Here is a 21182-nt window from a genome sequence, read left to right as displayed (position 1 = left end):
CGATAGGGCATAAGCGCCATTGTTGGCGACATATTTTTGAGCCGTGTTATCCGGCAAGCGATGGCAGCCACAGGGATAGCTGTGGAAATAGCACTAATAGAGCGGTCGCCAGCAACAAAATGAGAATGAAAGGTGGCGTTCCGCGTATCACCTCAAAGTACGGCCGACGGAAGATTGCCATCGCGGTAAAGATGTCGCAGCCGAAGGGTGGGGTGGCGGAGCCGATCGCTGCCTGCAGGGTCACGATCACGCCGACATGCACCGGATCAAGCCCCGATGCTTCGACGGCTGGTTTGAACAGCGGCGTCAGAATCAGGATGACGACGATCGGATCGACAAACATGCAGCCGATGAAAAAGGAAATTGCGATCAGGCCGAGTACCAGCGTCGGATTGTCGCCGATGCTGGCGATCACCGGTTCCAGCAGCGCTTGCGGGATGCCCGCAAACGAAATCGCATAGGTGAAGGCATTGCCAGCGGCGACGAGGATAAACACCACGGCGGTGATCAGCCCGGTAGACAGGGCAACATCCCATAGCTCGCTGAGCTTGACCGCGCGCAGAATCACGACTTCCAGCACCAGCGCGTAGAGCACGGCGATCGCGGCTGCTTCGGTCGGGCTGAAGATACCGCCGTAAATCCCGCCAACAACCACGAGAGGGAAACCCAGCGGCAGCAGCGCTTTTTTCAGGGCTGTGAGTCTAACGCTCCAGCTGCTGCGCGGCTCCGGCTCGATACCCATGCGTACGGAGGCAATCCAGCAATACACCGAGAACATCAACAGGATCAGCAGCCCGGGAATGATCCCGGCGATGAACAGGTCGCCGATTGATGATCCCGAGATTACGCCGTAGATGATCATGCCAATGCTCGGCGGGATCAGCAGGGCGATATCGCTCGCGTTGATGATCAGTGCCAGCGTGAAGTTGTCCGAGTAGCCCTTTTCCAGCAGCTTGGGCCGCATCGGGCCGCCCATGGCAACGACAGTCGCCTGGGTCGAGCCGGATACTGCACCGAACAGCGTGCAACTGGCTGCGGTAGTAATCGGCAGCCCGCCGCGCAAGTGGCCGACGAAGCTCTGCACCAGATCCAGCAGCCGGTTTGCCGTGTGACCGCGGGTCATCAGGTCTGCGGCAAAGATAAATAGTGGTACGGCGGCCAGTGCCCAGGATTGCACGCCGCTGATCATTTGCCCCATCAGCAGCTCGACGTTGCCCATACCAATGACCAGAAACAGCAGCATCAGGGCGGCCACCAGCAGTGGCACCATCATCGGGAAGCCCAAGGCCAGCAGGGTGATCATGGTTATCAGCGTAAGGGTCAGCATGGGCGGTCCGTGTCGGGCGTTTAGAGGGCGCTGTCTTCAGGGGCGTCCAGGTACTCGTCCTTCTCGGTGAAGGACCGGTACGTTTCTCGGGAGGTGAGGTTGCGAATGGCGGTCAGCCAGAACTGGATTCCGGCAAGCGCCAGGCCGATGGGCGCGGCCAGATAGGGAATCCACAGCGGAATCTGCAGCGCTGAAGAGGTGCGGCCGCGTTCGGCCATGGTTGCCACGTAGTCTGCCGCGTACCAGGCCAGATAAAACATCAGCGCGCCGGTACCAAGGCTGATGACGACCAGCAGGGCTTTGCGTGGCAGGCCACTGAGCTGATCCGAAAACGCCGACATGCTGATATGCCGGGCGTGCCGAACAGCGTAGCCGACGCCGGCGAAGGTCATGATCACCAGACTCATCTGGGTCAGCTCGACCTGGCCGGTAACGCCTTGGCCGAACAGTTGACGGCCGAGCACATGGGTGATGAGCAGGCCTGCCAGAAACAGCACGCTGAGCCCAAGAACGCTCTTCTCCAGCCATTCGGTGAATCGGTCTACGGCTTCGAGCAGGCGCAGTATGAGGGACGTGGGGCGACGATTTGCCGAGCTGTCGGCAGGTCGGGACATCTGTCTGTTCCTGTACGCGGCGCACATGGTCGAGACCTGACCAATGGGGAATCTCTTGGAGATTCATGCCGTCTTCTGTCTTCAAATGGACGTATTGGTCACATTCGATTCAGAGGGTGAATTTGTACTCCTTTTTTGACCTTAACCCATATCAATCGTCTTTGCACGACGTGAACATGTGCGTTTGCTGTGTTAGGGTCTGGTAGGAATCCAGAACAATTGAAAAGGAGTGTTCCATGAATTTGCGTAATGGATGTCTTGCCGCGGCAGCGGTGGTGCTGGCTGCATGCGGTTCCGAGGAAGAACCTGTCGCGTCGAGTTCAGGCGCCGCGGCCCCGGAACAGAGCATTGTTGCCCAAGTGGAAGAAGTGGAAACCGAGACCTGGGGTTTTGCCCTGGAAGAGATTGAAGGCAGTGTGCAGTACGAGTACGGCGCCAAGTTTGCCGACTTGATCAAGCAGAAAACCGATGGTGCCGTTGAGGTCAAGCTCTACACCTACGGGCAGCTTGGTGGTCTCACTGACATCTATGATCAGGTACAGTCCGGCGCAGTCCAGTTTGCCTTCGGCTCCGGCTTTCTTGGCGGCACCGTGCCTGAGTCCCAGTTGTTCAGCTTGAACTTCGTGCTGACCGACGACGAGAAGACCAATACCGAAATTCTCAACGCCCCCGAGTTCCGTAAAAACGACGATTTGGTCGCCTCCTACCGTGATCGTGGTTTGCAGCCGCTGGCGATTGTGCCTGAGGGCTGGCAGGTCTGGAGCGCCAACAAGGCGGTCAAGTCGCCGGCCGATTTTGACGGCATGGCGATTCGTACCATGGACAACCGCCTGCTGCGTGAAACCTACAGCGCTTACGGCGCCGATCCGACCACCATGGAATATGGTGAGCTGTTCAGCGGCATGCAGCTGGGGCAGCTCGATGGCAATATCCAGCCGGTGTTTGCCCACCAGGAGATGGACTTCTACAAGGTGCAGGATTATCTGATCTTCGCCAACCAAGCCCAGTTCATCGCCACCTTTATGGCCAACAGCGACTGGTACGACGCTCTGAGCGATGAACGCAAGACGATCATCGATGACGTGGTGGTTGAACTGGTGCCGTGGATTCATGAGGTGCAGACGCGCCTGAACACCGAACGGCTGGACATCATCACCGAGAACAGCGACATCGAGCTGGTGTACCTGACGCCCGAGCAGCGCGAGGTGTTCCGCGAGCGCAGCCTGCCGGTACGTGACGTATTTGCCGAGATGGTCGGCGAGCGTGGTACTCGTCTGATGAACACCCTGATTGAGCAGGTTGAGGCGGCGTCTGCAGCCGAGCCCGCAGACGAGTCTGCCCAGACCGAGTCCGAGACGGCGCAGGAGCCGCTGAAAGACGCGGCCTGATTCCTCCCGTTCGGCAGACGGCCCGCCCGGTGTACACCGGGCGGGCCGTTTTGCGTTTGTCCCTGCACCCTTTCATCGCGGTGGATGAGCCAGTAGCATAGCGACCTGTTTCTTTCAGTCCGTCCGGGATATCACCATGACTACGCTTGATCGTGCCGCCGTTGAGCAGGCGCTTGCTCAATATCAGGACCCTTACCTTCGCACTGACTTGCTGAGCGCGGGCTGTTTGCGCCGCCTGGACATTGATGGTGGGCGCGTCGAGGCCGAGCTGGTCCTTGGGTATGCTGCCGGCAGTCTGGTTGGCGGTATCGCTCAGATGATGCAGATGGCGGTCGAGAATCTGGATGGCGTGACCGCGGCGAAGGTCAGCGTGCGCTGCGAGATTCAGGCCGGTAACGTGCAGGGTCAGGTTCCGGCGCTGGAAAAGGTAAAGAACATCATTGCAGTGGCGTCCGGTAAGGGCGGGGTGGGCAAGTCCACCACTGCAGCCAACCTGGCGCTGGCGCTCGCGCGTGAAGGCGCCAAGGTCGGCGTGCTGGATGCCGACATTTATGGCCCGAGCATGGGGCTGATGCTGGGCCTGCCGGAAGGTACCCGGCCGCAGGTCAGTGATGGCAAGTGGTTTGTGCCGCCGCGTGCGCACGGCCTGCAGGTCATGTCGATGGCGTTTCTGGTTGACGACAATACGCCGGTTGTCTGGCGCGGGCCGATGGTCTCGGGCGCGTTGATGCAACTGCTGACCCAGACTGCCTGGGATGAACTGGACTATCTGGTGGTCGATATGCCGCCGGGCACGGGTGATATCCAGCTGACCCTGGCGCAGAAGGTCCCGGTGACCGGCGCGGTGATCGTCACCACCCCGCAGGATCTGGCACTGCTGGATGCGCGCAAGGGCATCGGCATGTTCGAGAAGGTCAATATCCAGGTGCTGGGCGTGGTCGAGAACATGGCGATCCACATCTGTTCCAACTGCGGCCATGCCGAGCATCTGTTCGGTGAGGGCGGTGGTGAACGTCTGGCAGCAGGTTATGGTGTCGAGCTGCTCGGTTCCATGCCGCTGTCGATGATGATTCGTGAACAGGCCGATGGCGGCAAACCGACCGTTATTGCTGAACCCGAATGCCAGATCAGCATGGTCTACCAGGACATGGCGCGCCATGCAGCAGCGCGGATCGTCGAGTTGGCGAATGCCGCACAGATGCCGGAAATCAGTATCAGCGACGACTGATTCCGGACTTTTGTCAGCCGGTATAACCCGGTAACATGCAGAGTCTTTTTTTCGCACCGCCTATTTCAGGACACGCCATGAGCATCAAATCCGACCGTTGGATCCGTACCATGTCCCAGGAGCACGGGATGATCGAGCCCTTTGTCGAGCGCCAGATTCGCGGTGCGGAAGGTGATCGGGTGATTTCATACGGTGTTTCGAGCTACGGCTATGACGTGCGCTGCGCCGACGAGTTCAAGGTGTTTACCAACATCCACTCGGCGGTAGTCGATCCGAAGAACTTTGATGAAAAGAGCTTCGTCGACATCCAGAGTGATGTTTGCATCATCCCGCCGAACTCCTTCGCACTGGCGCGTACTGTCGAGTACTTCCGCATTCCGCGCAACGTGCTGACCATCTGTCTGGGCAAGAGCACTTACGCACGCTGCGGCATCATCGTTAACGTCACGCCGCTGGAGCCAGAGTGGGAAGGCCATGTGACGCTGGAGTTCTCTAACACTACAAACCTCCCGGCGAAGATCTACGCCAATGAAGGTGTGGCGCAGATGCTGTTCTTTGAATCTGACGAATCCTGTGAAGTGTCCTACCGCGATCGCGGTGGCAAGTATCAGGGCCAACGCGGCGTCACCCTGCCGCGAGCCTGATAGTCAGGAAGTAAAAAAAACCGGCCAATGGCCGGTTTTTTCATGCCTGCGATTCAGGCAAAAAAGAGCCGATTTGCATGCCTGCCGTGGAACAGGGCGCAAACCGGCGCAAGGTACTGCATTAGCTGACGGGAACCCCGGAGCAGGGCGCCCGTTTTCAGATGGTGCTCTTACAGCGACTTGGAAACGGACAGAGTCACGTTCGCGTCGCAGGAATCCTGGTCGGAGTAGGCGCAGTCGCTACCCAGATCGGTGTCGCTGTACATGACAGCCCAGTCCAGACCCAGCATGGTCTTGCCCAGGGTAACGGCCCAGTCAGCGTACTTCTCGTCACCATCAACACCGTCCAGCGGGTCTTTGGTATCGGTCAGACCGTAGTGCAGGCCCAGACCGATGTCGTACGGCAGGGAGAAGTCATAGCCGACGTAGGTGTACAGGGAGCTGGAAGGATCGTAAGCGTACTTGGCGCCAACGGTGAAGCCGTACAGGCTCAGGCTGGCCAGTGCTTCTTCAACGTCGATGGAGCTGTTCTTCGGGTAAGTGTAAGTAGTCCAGGACAGGTCGTAGCTGATGTCGTCGGTGATGCTTCCGCCGTAACCGGCGTAGTAGTCGATTTCAACGCTGGAGCCGCCGAAGTCTTCGGAGTCAATGTTGGATGCCCAGGCGCCGATGTACAGGCCGCTTTCGTGAGCGAAGTCCAGGCTGCCTTGGATTGCGCCAGCGCCGTCAGTTTGAGACTGACCGCGCCAGATGTAGTCGGTGGCCAGGGTGACGGTCATGCTGGAGTCAACCTTACCGATAAAAGTGTCGAACTCTTCAGCGTGAGTCATGTTGGCAAAAGACAGTGTGCTGGCGGTAGCAACGGCAACTGCAAGTTTCTTCATCATCACGTATTACCCCGTAGGTTTTTGATTTAAGTGCGTTGGCACAGGTCATATAGCATTTTGCTTGCCAACATTTTTTTTATTATTTAAATCAAATGGATATGTGTTTTTTGTTGGAATTTTGATCAGCTTGAAATAGGGGGTAATGAGTCCGTTGCTCGATCTTGGTGCGCAGTTGCGAGGGGTGTGTCGCATTCTGTGGCAGAGCTGTGCAGCGCGGCGCAGGCGGTGGCCTCATCGGCTGGAATTCACCATCGCGATCAGTGACTTGGTGCGCTGATAGCGCCGCAGACGGTCGGCCAGGGCGGGTGGCGGAAGGGCGCTTTGGCAATAGCCGTTAGCCCTGTACAGGGGTTCGAGCTCTGGTGCGCAGAACAACCAGATGCTGCCCTCATAGTGCTGGCGTACCTGCTGAAGAAGAGCGCTGGCCCTGCCGTTACCGCGAGCCCCCGGGGCCACCAGCAGGGAGGTAAGCCACCAGCAGTGCTCAACGTTGCGCAGGCACAGGCTGGCAACGATCTCCGGGTCGCGGGTAACCCAGACCTGCTGTTCAGTGCTGGCTTTCATGCCGCGCTGATGCTGCCGGTAGAACTTGTTTGCCAGTGGCAGCTGCTCGGTTGTCAGCTGGCTGATGGTTGCACTCTTGGTGTGCGCAGTGGCGTCTGTATTGGTCACAGGTGTTCGTGCCGCCGGTTGCGCCTGCCTAGCAGCGCGCAGCAACCAGAGAGGATCAGAAAACAGGGAGCCAGCAACTTGCCGGCGCTGGCGTACTGGGCCCCGAATCCGCCAAAGGCGAACACGCTGGCAGACAGTGCAATGATGAGAAAGGTGATAGCCCAGTTGTACATGGGGGATCTCCCTGGTCTTTCTTTACTGATGGTTTGCGGCGGCGTGGTGCCCAGTGCGCCAGCCTGCGTTGTCTCGATTATATGAAAACAGATTGCGGCTTTGGGTCCTGTTGTCATCCGGATGTCCTTGTTCCAGCTAGGTGAGTGGGCTTTTACAGACTAAGTCGGTTGGTGTCTGGCAGGGTGTTGGATGTCGGCCTGCTCAGGTTGACCGGACGGCTGTTGGCGATCATCAGGGCACTGTTGTCGACTCGTGTGACGCCGGGTGTATGGCGTGCGGTCTCGGTAGCCACGCGGACGTCGCTCGGGTTGAGCACTGTTCCGCTGAGGCGCGCTACGCCGTTACGTACCTTTACCCGGATCTGAATGCCTTGCGTGTTACCCTGCCACGCCAGTCTGTGCTGGAGTGCTCGGGTAACGCGGCTGTCGTCGTTTGATTGAACTATCACGCCGAGGTTCTGCTCCATGAGGTATGAGCCGGTGCCGGGAGCACTGAAGGCCATACAGGCAATCAGGCTGGTGGACAGGGCAAGCAAGGCTTGGGGTAGGGCGCTGTGCATGTCATCTATCTCCGCTGAATATCCTTATCAGATGTCGCTTGTGGCGCATCGCTCGGTGCAGCGGTATTGACAGGAGCAAGCACCGTGCCGCTTCTGTGTTTAAAATTAAATTCAATAAATTCAGATGGTTACGGTTTTAAATTGATGTGGGCGCAATGCGAAATGCACGATTTCGGCAGAGGCATCATGCAATTTGCACGAGGCTCTGCAGGCTGGCGCGGCCGTAACTGAAGCAGGGAGCAATATGGACACAAATCAGGGCATAGGCCGTATCTTGCTGGTTGATGACGAGCCAGCGATCCTGCGCACGTTTCGCTACTGTCTTGAAGATGAGGGATATCACGTTGCTACCGCCAGCAGCGGGACGCAGGCCGAGGCCGTATTGCAGGCTCAGGTGTTCGACCTGTGTTTTCTCGATCTGCGTCTGGGCGAGGAAAACGGCCTGGATGTCATGGCGCGCATGCGCGTGCAAGCGCCGTGGATGCGGGTGGTCATCGTAACGGCGCACTCGGCGGTTGATACGGCCGTGGATGCAATGCAGGCCGGCGCGTCGGATTATCTGGTCAAGCCTTGTAGTCCGGACCAGTTGCGTATGGCCGCGGCCAAGCAACTTGAAGTGCGGCAGATGGAAGCGCGGCTGGAGAATCTGGAGCAGGCTGTCGAGCAGACCCGCGTGGCGCCCGAGTCGCGCAGCCCGGCGATGATGGCCGTGCTGGAAACCGCGCGCCAGGTAGCAGGCACCGATGCCAATATTCTGATTCTCGGGGAATCGGGTACTGGCAAGGGCGAGCTGGCGCGGCTGATTCACGGCTGGAGTGGGCGCAGCAAGCGAGAGTGCGTCACCATCAACTGTCCATCGCTGACAACCGAGTTGATGGAGAGCGAACTGTTTGGCCATAGCAAGGGAGCATTCACGGGTGCCAGCGAAAGTACGCTTGGACGGGTGAGCCAGGCAGATGGCGGTACGCTGTTTCTCGATGAGATTGGCGACTTCCCGCTGCCGCTGCAGCCGAAATTACTCCGCTTTATTCAGGACAAGGAATACGAGCGCGTCGGTGATCCGGTCACCCGCAAGGCGGATGTCCGCATTCTCGCCGCCACCAACCTCGATCTGGCCGAGATGGCCCGGCAGGGGCAGTTCCGTGAGGATCTGCTCTATCGTCTGAACGTTATAACCCTGACCCTGCCGCCGCTGCGCGAGCGCCCGGACGACATCCTTGACCTGGCCGAGCGCTTTTTGGCCCGCTTCGTAAACGAATATGCCCGACCGGCCCGCGGCTTCAGCGAAGAGGCCAGAGCGGCGCTGCTGAACCATGACTGGCCCGGCAACATTCGCGAGCTGCGCAACGTCATTGAACGCGTCAGCATCATCTGTGCCGACGAGCTGGTCGCCGCCAGTCATCTTGGGCTGGGGGAGCCGGAGGCAGACAGCAGCGCTCCGAGGGTCGGGGCCAACCTTAGCTTGAGCGAACTGGAACGTGCGCATATCGCCGCGGTCCTGGCGTCCAGTGCGACCCTTGATCAGGCAGCCCGCACGCTGGGCATTGATGCCTCTACCTTGTATCGCAAGCGCAAGCAGCTCGGCCTATGAAGTTGCGGACCCAGCTGTTTCTCAGCAGCAGTGCCTTGCTCACCGTTGCGCTGGTCGGCTTGCTGGTTGGCCTGTTCGGTGTGCTCAGTTTGACGCAGTCGCAGACCTACAGCGTCGGCAGCAATATCGGCATTCTCAAGGCCTCGCTGGGGATGCGTCAGGAGATCGGTCGACAGGTGACCCTGCTGCTGTCAGAGCAGCTTGATCGCGAGGCGCTGAGTGCATCGGACGAGCGCTTCAAGGAGTGGCTGGCCGAGGCCGGTGAGCAGGCCCGGACCGATGAGGACCGTCAGGCTGTTGCTGAAATTGGTCGCGCCTACGGGGTCTATGACGATGTGCTCTACCGGCCGCGTACCTTGCGCCGGGATCTGCTCTCGGATGACACGTTCAGCCTTAGCGTTGCGGCCATGCGTGATCGCATCAACGAAGTGCAATATCGCTATCTGGCGTATGTCGAGGCGGCGGAGGCAACCATCCACCAGCGCGCCTGGTTGATTGTCGGTCTGCTGGGGCTGATCGGCGCGGCGGTGCTGCTGCTGGGGTTGCTGACGGCGCACAGCATAGCGCAGCGCTTCGGCCGCCCGATCGAAGCACTGGCTGGCGCGGCCGACAAGATCGGCCAGGGCGACTTCAACGTCACCCTGCCGCTGTCACCGGTCAATGAAATCAGTGCACTCAGCCGCCGCTTTGGCGCGATGGCCGAGGCGTTGCGTGAGTTCAAGAACAGCGATCTGGAGGCACTGCAGGCCGAACAGCGGCGACTGCAGGCGGTGCTGGACAGTATTGATGACGGCCTGCTGATTCTCGATCAACAGGGCGATGTTGATCACTTTAATCCGGTGGCGCGGCGGCAACTTAACTGGGACTCACGCGAGTTGGGGCAGACGCTGGGCCAGGCGATGGGCCATCCCGAGCTGGATGATCAAGTGCGCGAGATTCTCGCTGGCAATGCCTCTGGCAGCGAGCAGGAAGACCTGGCCGTCGACGTGGCCGGGGAGACGCGCTTGCTTGATTACAGCCTGACTCCGGTCGTGCGAACCGACAACTGGGTACAGGGCGCCGTGATGGTGTTGCGCGACGTGACCGAGCAGCGCGCGTTTGAACGGGTTCGGCGCGAGTTTGTCCTGCGGGCATCACACGAGCTGCGCACGCCAGTCACTGGCATGCACATGGCGTTTGGCCTGTTGCAGGAACGTTTGCAGGTTGCCGAGGGCAGTCGCGAGCGCGATCTGCTCGATACGGTGGACGAGGAAATGCGTCGGTTAGTCGACCTGATCAATGACCTGCTCAATTTTTCGCGCTATCAGAACGGCCTGCAGAAATTAGAATTGGAGCCCTGCAACCCGGTCGAGCTGGCCGCGTCTGCGGTGACGCGCTTTCAGGCGCAGGCTGAGGAGCGAGGCATCGCGCTGACGCTGGAGGCGGGGGATGATGTGCCGCACGCACGGCTCGATCGGCTGCAGATCGAGCGGGTGCTGGATAACCTGATCGGCAATGCCCTGCGCCACAGCAATAGCGGAGGCAGCGTGACGGTGCATGCACAGCGTCAGGGCGAACGTGTTTTGTTCGACGTGGCGGACGACGGCGAGGGCATTGCTTACAGTCAGCAGGTGCGAGTGTTTGAACCCTTTGTGCAGGTTGGCAGCAAAAAGGGCGGCGCCGGGTTGGGCCTGGCGTTATGTAAGGAGGTTGTGCAGTTGCACGGCGGTAACATCGGCGTGCAGTCTCGCCCGGGCGCGGGCGCGCGTTTCTACTTCACTCTGCCGCTGTAATCCGGACTAGCGCTTACCCATCGAGCGGCGGGTGCCACGCGGCGGCATGTGGACACGCTTGGTGTGCGGGTCGAAGCCGGCTTTGCCCTGCTTTGGCTGTGCGGCCTTGCCAGCTTGCTTGCTGGCGGCGGCGAAGAGTGCGCCAAGGCCAGAACGCGGCGCGCTGGTATCTGCCTGTTCCGCGGTGGCGGTATCGTGCTGACAGTTGTCGTTGTGCTCGGTCATGGCGCGCTCGGTTGAGTAAATGGGGCGGCGAGTATAACTGGCCAGCGTCAGCTGATACAGGCGCTTTCGTCGCTCCAGCTTTCGTCGCCCAAGGGGCGGACGTGCATGGCGAAATTCGTTACCCTGCAGCGCCAAACCGGCGCGTATGCGTACTTTCAACAGGTCATCTTCAATACTATGCAGCCCATCCGCTTCGCCGATACCGACACCCTCAGCCTGCGTCAGCTCGATGAGCTCAATAACGTACCGAAGGGCACCAGTTTTCGCGTTTTTCGCCGCAGTGAGGCGCAGTTGGAAGAGGGGCGCGACTTCTTCTATCTGGCTGCCGATGAGCACAAGGTGCTGATCGACAGCCTGAAGACCAGCGGGCAGATTTACGCGACCACGGTCAATCTGGTGTTGCTGACCCGTTCTGGTTATGAACGCATGACGACGCTCAGCCGAGCAGACCAAACCAGCCAGACCCCGCCAGAAGCGCCCCCATCAGGAGGTTAAAGCGACGCATCGCTGGGGCTGAATGCAGCCAGTGCCGGGCTTTCTGCCCCAGCCAGGCCCAAAGCAGCATGCAGGGAATGGCCATAAGCAGGAACAGCAGAGCCAGTAGCCAAGCGGGCGCGCCGGACGTGCTCATGAAGACGCCGACGACCGCCAGCGCTACGGTCCAGGGTTTGGGGTTGACGACCTGCATCAGCGCCGCTGCGCCAGCGCCCAGCGGTCTGTCCGTCGCCGCATCAGCCTCCAGTGCGACCTCGGCGCTGGCGATTTTCCAGCCTAGCCAGCTTAGCCATAGCGCACCGGCCCAGCCGAGTAGCGCTGCGATCGCCGGCTGATTAAGCACGGTTGCACCGGCTCCCAGACCGACCGCCAATACCAGGCCCGCCGATGCCACGCAGCCGCCGAGCACAATCGGCAGGCTGGCGCGCATTCCGAAGCGCGCGCTGCTGCTCATCGCCAGGAGGTTGGTGGGGCCGGGGGTGATGGACGCAACGAAAGCAAATACCAGAAAGGGCAGTAAAGTGGTCAAGACAGATTCTCCCGAAGGTGGATTCGGGACTCAGTTTGCTGATTGTCTCAGCGGCGGTCTGGAAGGCCTGTGCAGCGCTGCTGATAGTGGGCGGGAGTCAGGCCGTAGGCGCGCTTGAACCAGCGGCCAAGGTGGCTTTGGTCGGCAAAACCCAGCCCTGCAGCAACCTCGGCCGGGGCCTTGCCTGCGGCTAGTTGTCTGCGGGCCTGAGCCAGGCGCAGTTGTACGAGATAGGCGTGGGGCGCTATTCCGAAGGCCGCCTTGAAGGCGCGGTTCAGGCGGAAGCGGTCAACACCGGTCACCGCCGTCAGCTCATTCAGGCCCACATCGTCGTGCACATGGGCGTGCAGATAGTCGCGTGCCCGCAGTGCTACCTGTGGCATGCGCGGGTCAGCCTCCGTGCGTTTGCGCCAGTGGGTGTGGGCGGACAGCTGGCTGAGCAGGTAGTCCAGCGCGGTCTGTCGGACGATGCGCAATTCTTGCTGATGCAGGGTCTGAAAGGTACTGGCGATGGCAAAAATCAGCTCTGGTGACTGCGCTACCGTCATGCTCATGCCGGGCACACAGTGCTCCGGCGCATCGCCAAACAGCCCGCGGAGTTCGCGCTCCATCCAGCCTGGATCGAGATACAGCATGGAATAGGTAAAGCCGTCTTCGGTTGGCGCCTCCCCATCATGTACCTCACCAGGCTCGATCAGGATTACCTTGCCTGGCACGCTGTCATAACGCTGCCGCCCGCAGTGAAAGCGCTGCACGCCCTGCTCGGTGAAGCCGACCAGATAGCTGTCGTGCCAGTGTGGGTCGTAGGCGTGGCCTTCGAAATGGGCACGAATCGTCTCGATGCCGGTGTCGGCATCTTGCTTGAGATCGAGCCAGTTGCTGCCGTTCATGCGTAGCGCTTCGGTTGTGGGGTCTTGGCGCAGCATAGCGCAGTCGCTGGAGCTGTCTGGAAGATTTGTGCACAGCAGCCCATGACGTTTGGGCGCTGTGCAAAGAGGGCTAGCGTTCCTCCGCTTTCACCCACTTGGACACACTCGGTGGCGCGTAGGCGCGGACCTTGTCGAGCAGGGCGTTGGCCTCGGTATCGACGATCAGCATGTCGCGGTAGGGCTGGCGCATGAAGCCTTCGGTCAGGGCGTGGTCCAGGAAGGCGATCAGTTGATCGTAGTAGCCGGCGGCGTTGAGCAGCGCGCACGGCTTCTGGTGGTGACCCAGCTGGCCCCAGGTCCAGACTTCGAACAGTTCCTCAAAGGTGCCGACGCCGCCGGGCAGGGCGATAAAACCGTCGGACAGATCGGCCATCATCGCTTTGCGTTCGTGCATGGAGCTGACTTCGTGCAGGGTGGTCAGACCTTCGTGGGCCAGCTCGCGTTCAACCAGATGACGCGGGATCACGCCAATCACTTCACCGCCGGCGGCCAGTGCCGCGTCGGCGACCGCGCCCATCAGGCCGACCTGCGCACCGCCGTAGACCAGGCCAATACCGGCCTTGGCCAGCGCCGTGCCGAGCTGCTGTGCAGCGGCGAGGTATTCGGGTTTGTTGCCGGGGCTGGAACCGCAGAAAACACACAGACGCATGAGTACTCCTGATGAGCTGAGAGGGGAGGCGTGACGCGCTGGACGTCGGCGAAGGGAGTATGACTTTACCCTTGCAAGGCTAATTTTTCCAGATTAGCGCAGGTCGGCTAGGCACCCAGCAGGGCTCTGGCGACCAATCCGGTAGCGATGCTGAAGCCGAAGCTCAGCAGGGTACCCAACAACACGTACTCGGACACCGGCCGCTTGGCCGTGCGGGTATCGTTGAAGCGCATGATGCTTTTGGCCGCCAGCAGAAAGCCGATGGCCGACCACTGGCCCATCACCACAAAGGCGAAGATCAGCAGGCGCTCAAGAAAGCCGATCAGCCGTCCGGCCTGTTTCAGCGATTGCTCGTCCTGCAGGTCGCGGTGATTGAGCCAAGGCGTCAGGATCTGCGCAATCAGAGTCGAGGCTGGGTGCAGCAAAAACAGGGCCGCCAGCGCCAGGATCAATGTGTCTTGCTGCAACAGGCGCGCAAACACAGCAGCGAGCTGCGGCCAGTTGCTCGTCGCGGCGCACCACAACCCGACCAGGATAAGCACCGGCAGCAGTTGGCTGAGCAGCGCCGTGGTGACAAACGTCTGCGGCCTGGTCAGCCGCTGGTGTTCCAGCAGCAGTTGGCTGTACAGCACCAGGATAAACGCCAGCAGGGCGGTGGTCAGGCTCTGAGACAGTAGCAACGCGCCCATGGCGACCGCCAGCGGCAGCGCCTTGAGGATCAGCCAGGCTCGTTGCTGCATGCGGTTGGCCTCTGCAGGAAGCGGCCGAGCGCTGGCCCACAGGCTGCTGAGCATGTGCAGAAGCAGCATAAGCAAGAGCAGGACAGTATCAGTCATGGCTGAGCTCCTGAATCCATTCACTGCTGCGGGCCAGATAGCGATCCATCAGCGGTGCCTCGGCCCGTTGCAGGGCCTTGTGGACGGTCACCTGTGACTTGTCCAGATGCTCGGCGAGCGCCTTCTGGCTGACCTGAAGGGTGGTGTGTAGCCACCAGGTCTGCGCCTCGACACGCGTCCATTGCTCGATGACGCGCGCCGCAAACGCGGTCGGCAACTCAAGGCGGTCAAACAAGGCGGCGTTGTGGGTGAACAGGCCGAGGCTGTCCTTCTTCATGCTGTCGAGCCCACGCCCTGACAGAACGAAGGCCTCGCCGTAACGGTTATCCGCTGGTGCCTGGCCTATCCCGATGGCAATGCGGGCGTCGTATCGCTCGTGTTCCGGGCTGGCGGCAATCAGCGCGGCCCGTAGCAGCACCGCGCACCGCACTGCATCTGCTGCAGACTCCAGCGTTAGCTGAAAGCCGTCGCCGCGATACAGTTCATATTGGAACGAGCAGACGGCCTGCAACTGCTGTAGCGCTTCACGTAGCTGCTTGATGTAATCCTGCGTATCCTCGACACCTTGAGAATCGATCAGGTCGCCGGTCAATACGGCTGCAATGGTCATAAGCGTGTCCCTGTGCAATCTGCATTGACGTTAGCCGTAATACGCTAATTTTTCAATATTAGCTTTTAGGAGCTATATTTTGGTCGGGCAGCGACCGCCTAGAGAGGCAGGAAGCATGACTCCGCGGATCTCCGTCATTACCCTGAGCGTGACCAATTTGCAGCGCTCGCTGACGTTTTACCGTGACGGTCTTGGCTTCCCGACTGACGGTATTGTTGGCAGTGAGTTTGAATATGGCGCAGTGGTGTTCATAGACCTGCACAACGGCTTGAAGTTGGCGCTCTGGCCGCGTAGCAGTCTCGCCCATGACAGCGGCCGGGGGAGTCTTGGTCAAGCCCGCACAGGACACCTTCTGGGGTGGCTACGCGGGTTACTTTGCCGACCCGGACGGTCATCTCTGGGACGTGGTCTGGAATCCACAGCTATTACCCGATGGTTGAACAGGAAAAGGAGTTTGTATGGTTACCGGAAGCTGCCTGTGCGGCGGTATTCGCTTCGAGATTGATCAACCGTTGGCGCCGATTCAGGTGTGTCACTGCGGCCAGTGCCGCAAGGCGCAGGGCACTGCGTTCGCGACCAATATTCCGGTAGGCAAGGCGCAATTTCGGCTGTTGGCAGGCGGCGAGCTGTTGAGCAGTTTTAGCTCTTCGCCCGGCAAACAGCGCTGTTTCTGCAGCCGTTGCGGCTCGCCAATCTACAGCTCTAATGAGCGGGTGCCGGGCGTTCTGCGGGTGCGTGCCGGCATCCTCGATGGCGAACTGGATGCCCACTTTCAGGCGCACTTCTTTACCGCCCATAAGGCCAACTGGTTTGAGATCACTGATGGGCTGCCGTGCTTTGCCGAGTACGCGCCCAGCGTGGAGTAACCCGGATGCTTGAGTTGCTTGAAGCATTAGCCCGCGGGGTGTTGCTGCTGGGCCGTCTGATCCTCGAGGCGGGAGTCGTCCTGGACCTCAGTCTGCGGATTCCAGGCCGCTGGTTGTTACGCAGCCTGTGGCCGCTGCACTGGCTGCGACGGCACACCTACAGCGCTTGGCTGGAGACAACGGCTGGTGTGCTGTTCTGGCTGCTGTTTGCGTTTGCGCTGTATTCGCTTGATCAATATTTTGCCGTCTGACTTGCCACGGAATACCTCATGTATTTGCCCGCACATTTTGCCGAACCCCGCACCACCGAACTGCATGCCCTGATCTGCGCCAACCCCCTGGGGGCGCTGGTAACCTCGGGCGCCGATGGCCTGGACGCCAACCACATCCCGTTCGAGCTGCTGGCCGAGCAGGGCGCACACGGCACCTTGCAGGCGCACTTGGCGCGCGCCAACCCGCTGGTCGAGCAGATTGTGGACGGCATGAACGTATTGGTGATCTTCCAGGGCCCGCAGGCCTACATCTCGCCCAATTGGTACCCGAGCAAGCACGAAACCCACCGCCAGGTGCCAACCTGGAACTATCAGGTCGTGCATGCCCACGGACGTATCCGACTGCGCGACGACGAGCGCTTTGTTCGTGGTCTGGTTGCACGTTTGACCCGCGAGCACGAAGCGCAGAGTGGGCAGGCGCGTCCCTGGAAAATGACAGACTCCAGTCCGGACTACATCAGCCAGATGCTTGCCGCGATTGTCGGCATCGAGATTGAGATTGAGCGCTTGGTCGGCAAGTTCAAGCTGAGTCAGAACAAGTCTGCTGAAGATATTTCCGGTGCTGCTCAGGCGCTGGAAGGCTCTGGCAAGGCGGCGCTGGCGCAGGCGATGGCGGCTCCCAGACCTTGACGATGGTGCGTCAGGGATCCAGTTAGCGAACCCTTTTTGGGCGCATACGTACTGCCCCGGCCCTGAACTGGTGCGCGTAGTCAGGGCTTTCGCCGCGCACGCGCCATTGCTGGGTGGCCGAGTGATGGCACTGTTCTTGCTGAGTCGACCTGTCCATTCAGTCAGGTTTTTCTCAGAGTTCACCATCATGCTGTCCTTGCTTCGAAATCTTTCCATGCGCGGCAAACTGCTGCTGCTCATTCTGCCCGCGCTGGCAGGCACGCTTTATTTCTCCGGTTCAACTAGTGCCGATCGTTACGCGCATCTGCAGAGCACCGAGTCTTCTCAGGCGCTGTTCGACCTGGTGCTCACCGCTGACCCCGCCCTGGAGAATCTGCAGAAGGAGCGGGGTTTGACCGCGCTGTATATCGCCAGCGGTGGCGCCGACGGCCGCGTCGTCGAGCGACTGGAAGGCCAGCGTGCCGCGACCGACGTCAGCCTGGCAGCGCTGCGTGACAGCATCGCGCAGCTGCAGGGACGTGAGCGGGTGGTGATCGCCGCCGAGCTTGGGCGGATCAACGACGCGCTCGACACCCTGGCGCCGCTGCGTGACCGGGTGATCAGGGAAGATGTGGATTCGACCCTTGCCTACCAGACCTACACCGCAGCTGTGGAACAGATGATCGGACTGATTCCGACCATCCTGATGCAAGCCAGCGAACCACTACTGACGCGCATGATGGGCGGATTTCTGGCCCTGACCGAAGCGACCGAATGGGGCGCGCGCGAGATGGCTGCCGGTGCTCAGGTGCTGAGCGAAGGCGGCCTGTCGCTGGCGCTGGCCGCGGAGGTTAGCGCCGCGGGGGCTCGTACTCAGGCGCTGCTCAATTCCGCCGGCGACCTGCTTGGTGTTTCGCTGCAGGGGCAGCTGCAGACGTTGCAGCAACGGCCGGAAAACCTCGCGTTCAACACCCTGCGTGACCGGCTGATCGGTTCCGAATACGGCTTCCTGGGGATGGCCAATATTGAATGGTTCGACAGCGCCAGTTTGGCCATCGACGGCGTCTATCAGCTCAAGCAGCAGTTGGCTGAGGATATGAAGAAGGGCACCGAGCGAGTGCTGGCTGGCGCGCGTGCGGAACTGCGGGGTGCAGCGATCATCGGCGTTGTGGTGATCGCGGCAGTGCTGCTACTGGCACTGCTGATCATCATGGGCGTGTCCAGTCAGGTGAATCAGCTGCTGGGTGATTTTCGTCAGGTCATGGAGCGCAAGGATCTATCGATCCGCACCCGCGTTTGTTCCAAGGATGAAATGGGCTTGATCGGCAGCGCGCTGAACGGTCTGATCGAAACCTTCTCCGGCGCCTTGAGCCAGATAGATGAAACCAGCGTGCGGCTGGCCTCGGCCTCGGAGCAAACACGTGCCACAGCCAGTCAGAACTCCGATCAGGTCGGCCAGCAGCAGGCGCTGGTGGATCAGGTCGCCGCTGCTGCAGAAGAGATGTCCAGCACCTCGGAAGAAATCTCGCGCAATACCCAGCAAGTGGCCGAGGCCGCGCAGCACGCGTCCGCGCGCAATGAAGCAGGGCGTAGAGTCGTGCAGGAAAGTGTGGGCCGCATTCGTCATCTGGCGGGCGCCATCGAACAGGTAAATGGTCAGATGGAGCGCCTGCAGGCGAGCAGTGAGTCCATCACCCGAGTCATCGATGTGATCAAGGCAGTGGCCGATCAGACCAACCTGCTGGCGCTCAACGCAGCAATCGAAGCGGCGCGCGCCGGGGAGCACGGCCGCGGCTTCGCGGTCGTGGCAGACGAAGTGCGCAATTTGGCGCGCCAGACCCACGACTCCACGGTTGAAATCGAAACCATGATCAGTGGCTTCCGCGAGATCACCGATGGCGTTCGCGGCGCAGTAACCGACAGCCACCGGCTGGCCAACCTCAGCGCCGATGAAGCCGAGAAGCTGGAAGACACGCTTGCCGCCATCCTAAAAGATGTCGACCGCATCTCCGGCATGTCGTCGCAGATTGCCGCTGCTGCCGAGCAACAGGTGGCGGTCACACGTGACATCTCCCGCAGCATGAGTTCGGTGCGCGAAACCTCGCTGCAGACGCTCAACGGCTCGCGTGAAATCTCACAGGTGACTGACAGCCAGGCGCAGTTGGCTGGCGAGCTACAGGCCTTAGCGCAGGGGTTTCGGGTCTAGTCGTCAGCCTGCCAGCGTTGCCCCGCGCGGGAAACTGCGCTAAACCGGTAAGCAAGCACGGTCCAGTGGGGTGTGCTGCTAGCGGAGGCGAACATGCGCAAAGAGTGGCTGTTGTTCCTGAGTGCGACGTTACACGGCTGCGTGTTCAACAGTGGCAGTGAGTTCGTCTCTGATGCGGCGCCCATCGGCGATCTGGCTGCCATTGCCGGTTGCTATCAGAATGCCGGCGAAACCGAGGAGGCAGGTCGAGCCCGTTATTTGAGTCAGCTATTTTGGGTGCAGCCCGTTGCAGAGCACGCTGCTATCGCCGTCATCGAGGTGCAGGTGCCCGAGGCCGATCGAGTGCGGGTGCTGGCGAACAGCAGCGAAGGCGCGACGCTGCAGGCCGACTATCGGCAGGGCGAGCACTTCACCTTTGATGGCGAGAAGATCAGCCTGCCCGGGCGTTGGGATAGCTCATTCGCCGCACCGGCAGACAACCCCTTTATTGGTTTGGCGCACAGCAGCGTTACCCTCAGGCTGGATCGCAGCGGCAACGGCGTATTGACCGAGGGCTCCAGTATCGCGGGCACGGCGTTCCTGATCGTCCCGGTGGCCGGCAGCACCAGCGATAGCATTCGCTTCAACCGCCTCGGCGATCACTGCCCTGATCGCTGACATTGCATTGCAGAGACCAGCATGAAACGACTGACACCCCTGATCTGCGCCGCAGTACTGCTCAACGGCTGTGCCAGCAGCTACTGGAGTGAGCCGCTGCCGGAGCGCCTGAGCGAGAACATCTATCTCACCTCAAGTAACGCAGGCTCAGGCCTGATCGGTTTTTTACTGCGCAACGACGGCAAGCGCGTTGAAGTGGATACCTACCTCGATGCCAGCATGGCGCGCAGCGAAAATCAGACCGTGCAGGAACAGTGCGCAGTCGATATCGACGCCCTCATCGACGGCAGCGCCGTTGGCAAACCGCTGGCGCTGCCGACCTACGAAAGCCTCGCACGGCTCGACTGCGACCAGTATCGCCTGGTGCTGGAAACCGGCCCGGATACGCTTTATCAGTACAGTTCAGGCGGGACAGGTATTGTCGTTGTCCATCTGCGCGGCAGCTTTACCGTCGTGCGAAAGAAAACCGAACACGGCATCGACTTTTATCTGCACGCTGAGCACTAGCCAGCCACCTTGCAGCGCGGGGCGGATCACGGCGCAGACAGGAAGAATTAGCGCTTTACCTCGTTAGCGTGTCGGGCTACTTTTCGGATATGGCAAGAAGCCACTGTTTCCAGTCAGGAGCCCATGGATGGCGCGCAGACGTAGCTCAACCATTGAAGACTTCATCGTCGTCTTGTCTCGCCTGCCCTGGTGGGTGAGTATGCTGATTGCACTGGTCAGTTGGCTGGTTCTTCATCCCATCGCTACGGCGCCTGTCACACCGCCCACTGCGCTCAAGCCCGGCGATATGGGTGGTGTTATCGCGGGGCAGCTGTGGCGTACCTTCGCCATGTTTGGCCAGTACCTGATTCCCTTCTGTTGCCTGCTTGGCGCCATCGGCTCAATCGCCGGCCGCCACAAACGTAAACAACTGCTCAACAGCGTCAAATCCGCTACTCAACCGGCCAGAACCATCGACGGCCTGAGCTGGCAGCAATTTGAACAACTCATCGGCGAAGCCTTCCGTCGGCAGGGCTATAGCATCACCGAAACCGGCGGCAGCGGCCCGGACGGCGGTGTAGACCTCATCCTGCGCAAGAACAACGAAAAGTACCTGGTGCAGTGCAAACACTGGCGTTCATTGAAAGTGGGCGTGCCGATAGTGCGCGAGTTCTTCGGCGCCATGGCCGCAGAAGGGGCGGTCGGCGGCTATGTGGTTACCTCCGGCCAATTCACCCACGAAGCCAAAACCTTCGCTCGGGGCCGCAATATCCAACTGATCGACGGCGCAGGTCTCAAACGCCTGATGTATCGCAGCCAACCAAGCACGCCTGTAACTCAGCCAACCCCAAACTCTGCTCCTACCGCTGCGTCAGCTGCGCGGCAAGCCACAAAGCCGCTTTGTGAATCGTACCGGGTTTTATGGAGGCCATTTCGTTTAAGTCAGGCCGCCATGGT

General features: G+C 60.4%; 26 protein-coding genes. 14 read left to right on the top strand and 12 right to left on the bottom strand.

Features of this window, described 5'->3' with window-relative positions:
- Positions 1–46 precede the first annotated feature (46 nt).
- Both AAFM31_RS05375 and AAFM31_RS05370 read right to left on the bottom strand, forming a co-directional pair.
- Positions 47–1327 carry a TRAP transporter large permease gene (locus AAFM31_RS05375; protein WP_341706877.1) on the bottom strand — a complete coding sequence of 427 codons (1281 nt, stop codon included), beginning with the start codon at positions 1325–1327 and terminating at the stop codon, positions 47–49.
- A 20-nt stretch (positions 1328–1347) separates the two neighbouring features.
- Positions 1348–1941, bottom strand: a complete 594-nt coding sequence (locus AAFM31_RS05370) for a TRAP transporter small permease (RefSeq protein ID WP_341706876.1) — start codon at positions 1939–1941, stop codon at positions 1348–1350.
- Between the two features lie 236 nt (positions 1942–2177).
- On the opposite strand from AAFM31_RS05370, the gene dctP reads away from it, so the two are divergent.
- From dctP to dcd, 3 genes are all read left to right on the top strand, one after another.
- A complete protein-coding gene (dctP, locus tag AAFM31_RS05365; protein ID WP_341706875.1) occupies positions 2178–3329 on the top strand; it encodes a TRAP transporter substrate-binding protein DctP in 1152 nt (383 codons plus the stop codon).
- Between the two features lie 136 nt (positions 3330–3465).
- Positions 3466–4557 (top strand): iron-sulfur cluster carrier protein ApbC, encoded by a 1092-nt coding sequence (gene apbC, locus AAFM31_RS05360; RefSeq protein WP_341706874.1) that lies wholly within the window; start codon positions 3466–3468, stop codon positions 4555–4557.
- 77 nt (positions 4558–4634) lie between these two features.
- Positions 4635–5201, top strand: coding sequence for a dCTP deaminase (dcd, locus tag AAFM31_RS05355; protein WP_341706873.1), 567 nt, complete (start codon positions 4635–4637; stop codon positions 5199–5201).
- A 170-nt stretch (positions 5202–5371) separates the two neighbouring features.
- On the opposite strand, the gene AAFM31_RS05350 is transcribed toward dcd, so the two are convergent.
- The 4 genes from AAFM31_RS05350 to AAFM31_RS05335 all read right to left on the bottom strand — a co-directional run bounded on the left by AAFM31_RS05350 (position 5372) and on the right by AAFM31_RS05335 (position 7493).
- A complete protein-coding gene (locus AAFM31_RS05350; protein WP_341706872.1) occupies positions 5372–6088 on the bottom strand; it encodes a TorF family putative porin in 717 nt (238 codons plus the stop codon).
- Between the two features lie 231 nt (positions 6089–6319).
- Positions 6320–6760, bottom strand: a complete 441-nt coding sequence (locus tag AAFM31_RS05345; RefSeq protein ID WP_341706871.1) for a GNAT family N-acetyltransferase — start codon at positions 6758–6760, stop codon at positions 6320–6322.
- Positions 6757–6933 (bottom strand): DUF1328 domain-containing protein, encoded by a 177-nt coding sequence (locus AAFM31_RS05340; protein WP_341706870.1) that lies wholly within the window; start codon positions 6931–6933, stop codon positions 6757–6759. The genes AAFM31_RS05345 and AAFM31_RS05340 overlap by 4 nt, the downstream gene beginning before the upstream one ends.
- 152 nt (positions 6934–7085) lie before the next feature.
- Positions 7086–7493 (bottom strand): BON domain-containing protein, encoded by a 408-nt coding sequence (locus AAFM31_RS05335; RefSeq protein WP_341706869.1) that lies wholly within the window; start codon positions 7491–7493, stop codon positions 7086–7088.
- Positions 7494–7737: 244 nt separating this feature from the next.
- Between AAFM31_RS05335 and algB the strand changes: the two genes are divergently transcribed.
- Positions 7738–9084, top strand: coding sequence for a sigma-54-dependent response regulator transcription factor AlgB (gene algB, locus AAFM31_RS05330; protein WP_341706868.1), 1347 nt, complete (start codon positions 7738–7740; stop codon positions 9082–9084).
- The gene (locus tag AAFM31_RS05325; protein WP_341706867.1) at positions 9081–10856 is read left to right on the top strand and encodes an ATP-binding protein; all 1776 of its coding nucleotides are present in this window, start codon (positions 9081–9083) and stop codon (positions 10854–10856) included. The genes algB and AAFM31_RS05325 overlap by 4 nt, the downstream gene beginning before the upstream one ends.
- Positions 10857–10862: 6 nt before the next feature.
- Here the strand turns inward: AAFM31_RS05325 and AAFM31_RS05320 are convergent, their stop codons facing one another.
- Positions 10863–11081 (bottom strand): hypothetical protein, encoded by a 219-nt coding sequence (locus tag AAFM31_RS05320; protein WP_341706866.1) that lies wholly within the window; start codon positions 11079–11081, stop codon positions 10863–10865.
- A gap of 105 nt (positions 11082–11186) precedes the next feature.
- Between AAFM31_RS05320 and AAFM31_RS05315 the strand changes: the two genes are divergently transcribed.
- Entirely contained in the window at positions 11187–11576 is a 390-nt protein-coding gene (locus AAFM31_RS05315) for an ORF6N domain-containing protein (protein ID WP_341706865.1), read from the top strand.
- Here AAFM31_RS05315 and AAFM31_RS05310 read toward each other — a convergent pair.
- The 5 genes from AAFM31_RS05310 to AAFM31_RS05290 all read right to left on the bottom strand — a co-directional run bounded on the left by AAFM31_RS05310 (position 11518) and on the right by AAFM31_RS05290 (position 15129).
- Positions 11518–12105, bottom strand: coding sequence for a LysE family translocator (locus AAFM31_RS05310; RefSeq protein ID WP_341706864.1), 588 nt, complete (start codon positions 12103–12105; stop codon positions 11518–11520). The genes AAFM31_RS05315 and AAFM31_RS05310 overlap by 59 nt on opposite strands.
- Before the next feature lie 47 nt (positions 12106–12152).
- Positions 12153–12995, bottom strand: coding sequence for an AraC family transcriptional regulator (locus AAFM31_RS05305; protein WP_341707011.1), 843 nt, complete (start codon positions 12993–12995; stop codon positions 12153–12155).
- Between the two features lie 109 nt (positions 12996–13104).
- On the bottom strand, positions 13105–13683 hold the full coding sequence (locus AAFM31_RS05300) for a TIGR00730 family Rossman fold protein (RefSeq protein WP_341706863.1): 579 nt from the start codon (positions 13681–13683) through the stop codon (positions 13105–13107).
- A 107-nt stretch (positions 13684–13790) separates the two neighbouring features.
- Complete coding sequence (locus tag AAFM31_RS05295) at positions 13791–14519, bottom strand: hypothetical protein (RefSeq protein WP_341706862.1); 729 nt, start codon at positions 14517–14519, stop codon at positions 13791–13793.
- The gene (locus tag AAFM31_RS05290) at positions 14512–15129 is read right to left on the bottom strand and encodes a hypothetical protein (RefSeq protein ID WP_341706861.1); all 618 of its coding nucleotides are present in this window, start codon (positions 15127–15129) and stop codon (positions 14512–14514) included. The genes AAFM31_RS05295 and AAFM31_RS05290 overlap by 8 nt, the downstream gene beginning before the upstream one ends.
- Before the next feature lie 305 nt (positions 15130–15434).
- Between AAFM31_RS05290 and AAFM31_RS05285 the strand changes: the two genes are divergently transcribed.
- The 8 genes from AAFM31_RS05285 to AAFM31_RS05250 form a co-directional block, all read left to right on the top strand.
- Entirely contained in the window at positions 15435–15569 is a 135-nt protein-coding gene (locus AAFM31_RS05285) for a VOC family protein (protein ID WP_341706860.1), read from the top strand.
- Between the two features lie 18 nt (positions 15570–15587).
- Positions 15588–15995, top strand: coding sequence for a GFA family protein (locus AAFM31_RS05280; RefSeq protein ID WP_341706859.1), 408 nt, complete (start codon positions 15588–15590; stop codon positions 15993–15995).
- Positions 15996–16000: 5 nt separating this feature from the next.
- Entirely contained in the window at positions 16001–16246 is a 246-nt protein-coding gene (locus AAFM31_RS05275) for a hypothetical protein (protein WP_341706858.1), read from the top strand.
- A gap of 18 nt (positions 16247–16264) precedes the next feature.
- Entirely contained in the window at positions 16265–16897 is a 633-nt protein-coding gene (locus AAFM31_RS05270) for an FMN-binding negative transcriptional regulator (RefSeq protein ID WP_341706857.1), read from the top strand.
- A 214-nt stretch (positions 16898–17111) separates the two neighbouring features.
- A complete protein-coding gene (locus AAFM31_RS05265) occupies positions 17112–19082 on the top strand; it encodes a methyl-accepting chemotaxis protein (protein ID WP_341706856.1) in 1971 nt (656 codons plus the stop codon).
- A 93-nt stretch (positions 19083–19175) separates the two neighbouring features.
- Entirely contained in the window at positions 19176–19739 is a 564-nt protein-coding gene (locus AAFM31_RS05260) for a hypothetical protein (RefSeq protein WP_341706855.1), read from the top strand.
- A gap of 21 nt (positions 19740–19760) precedes the next feature.
- Positions 19761–20246, top strand: a complete 486-nt coding sequence (locus tag AAFM31_RS05255) for a hypothetical protein (protein ID WP_341706854.1) — start codon at positions 19761–19763, stop codon at positions 20244–20246.
- Positions 20247–20373: 127 nt separating this feature from the next.
- Positions 20374–21182, top strand: an 809-nt coding sequence (locus AAFM31_RS05250) for a restriction endonuclease (protein ID WP_341706853.1), incomplete at its 3' end; no start/stop codon positions are given.

Origin of the sequence: Halopseudomonas sp. (assembly GCF_038130085.1) — a bacterium.
Classification (GTDB): domain Bacteria; phylum Pseudomonadota; class Gammaproteobacteria; order Pseudomonadales; family Pseudomonadaceae; genus Halopseudomonas.
This window is presented reverse-complemented; position numbering and strand designations above follow the sequence as displayed.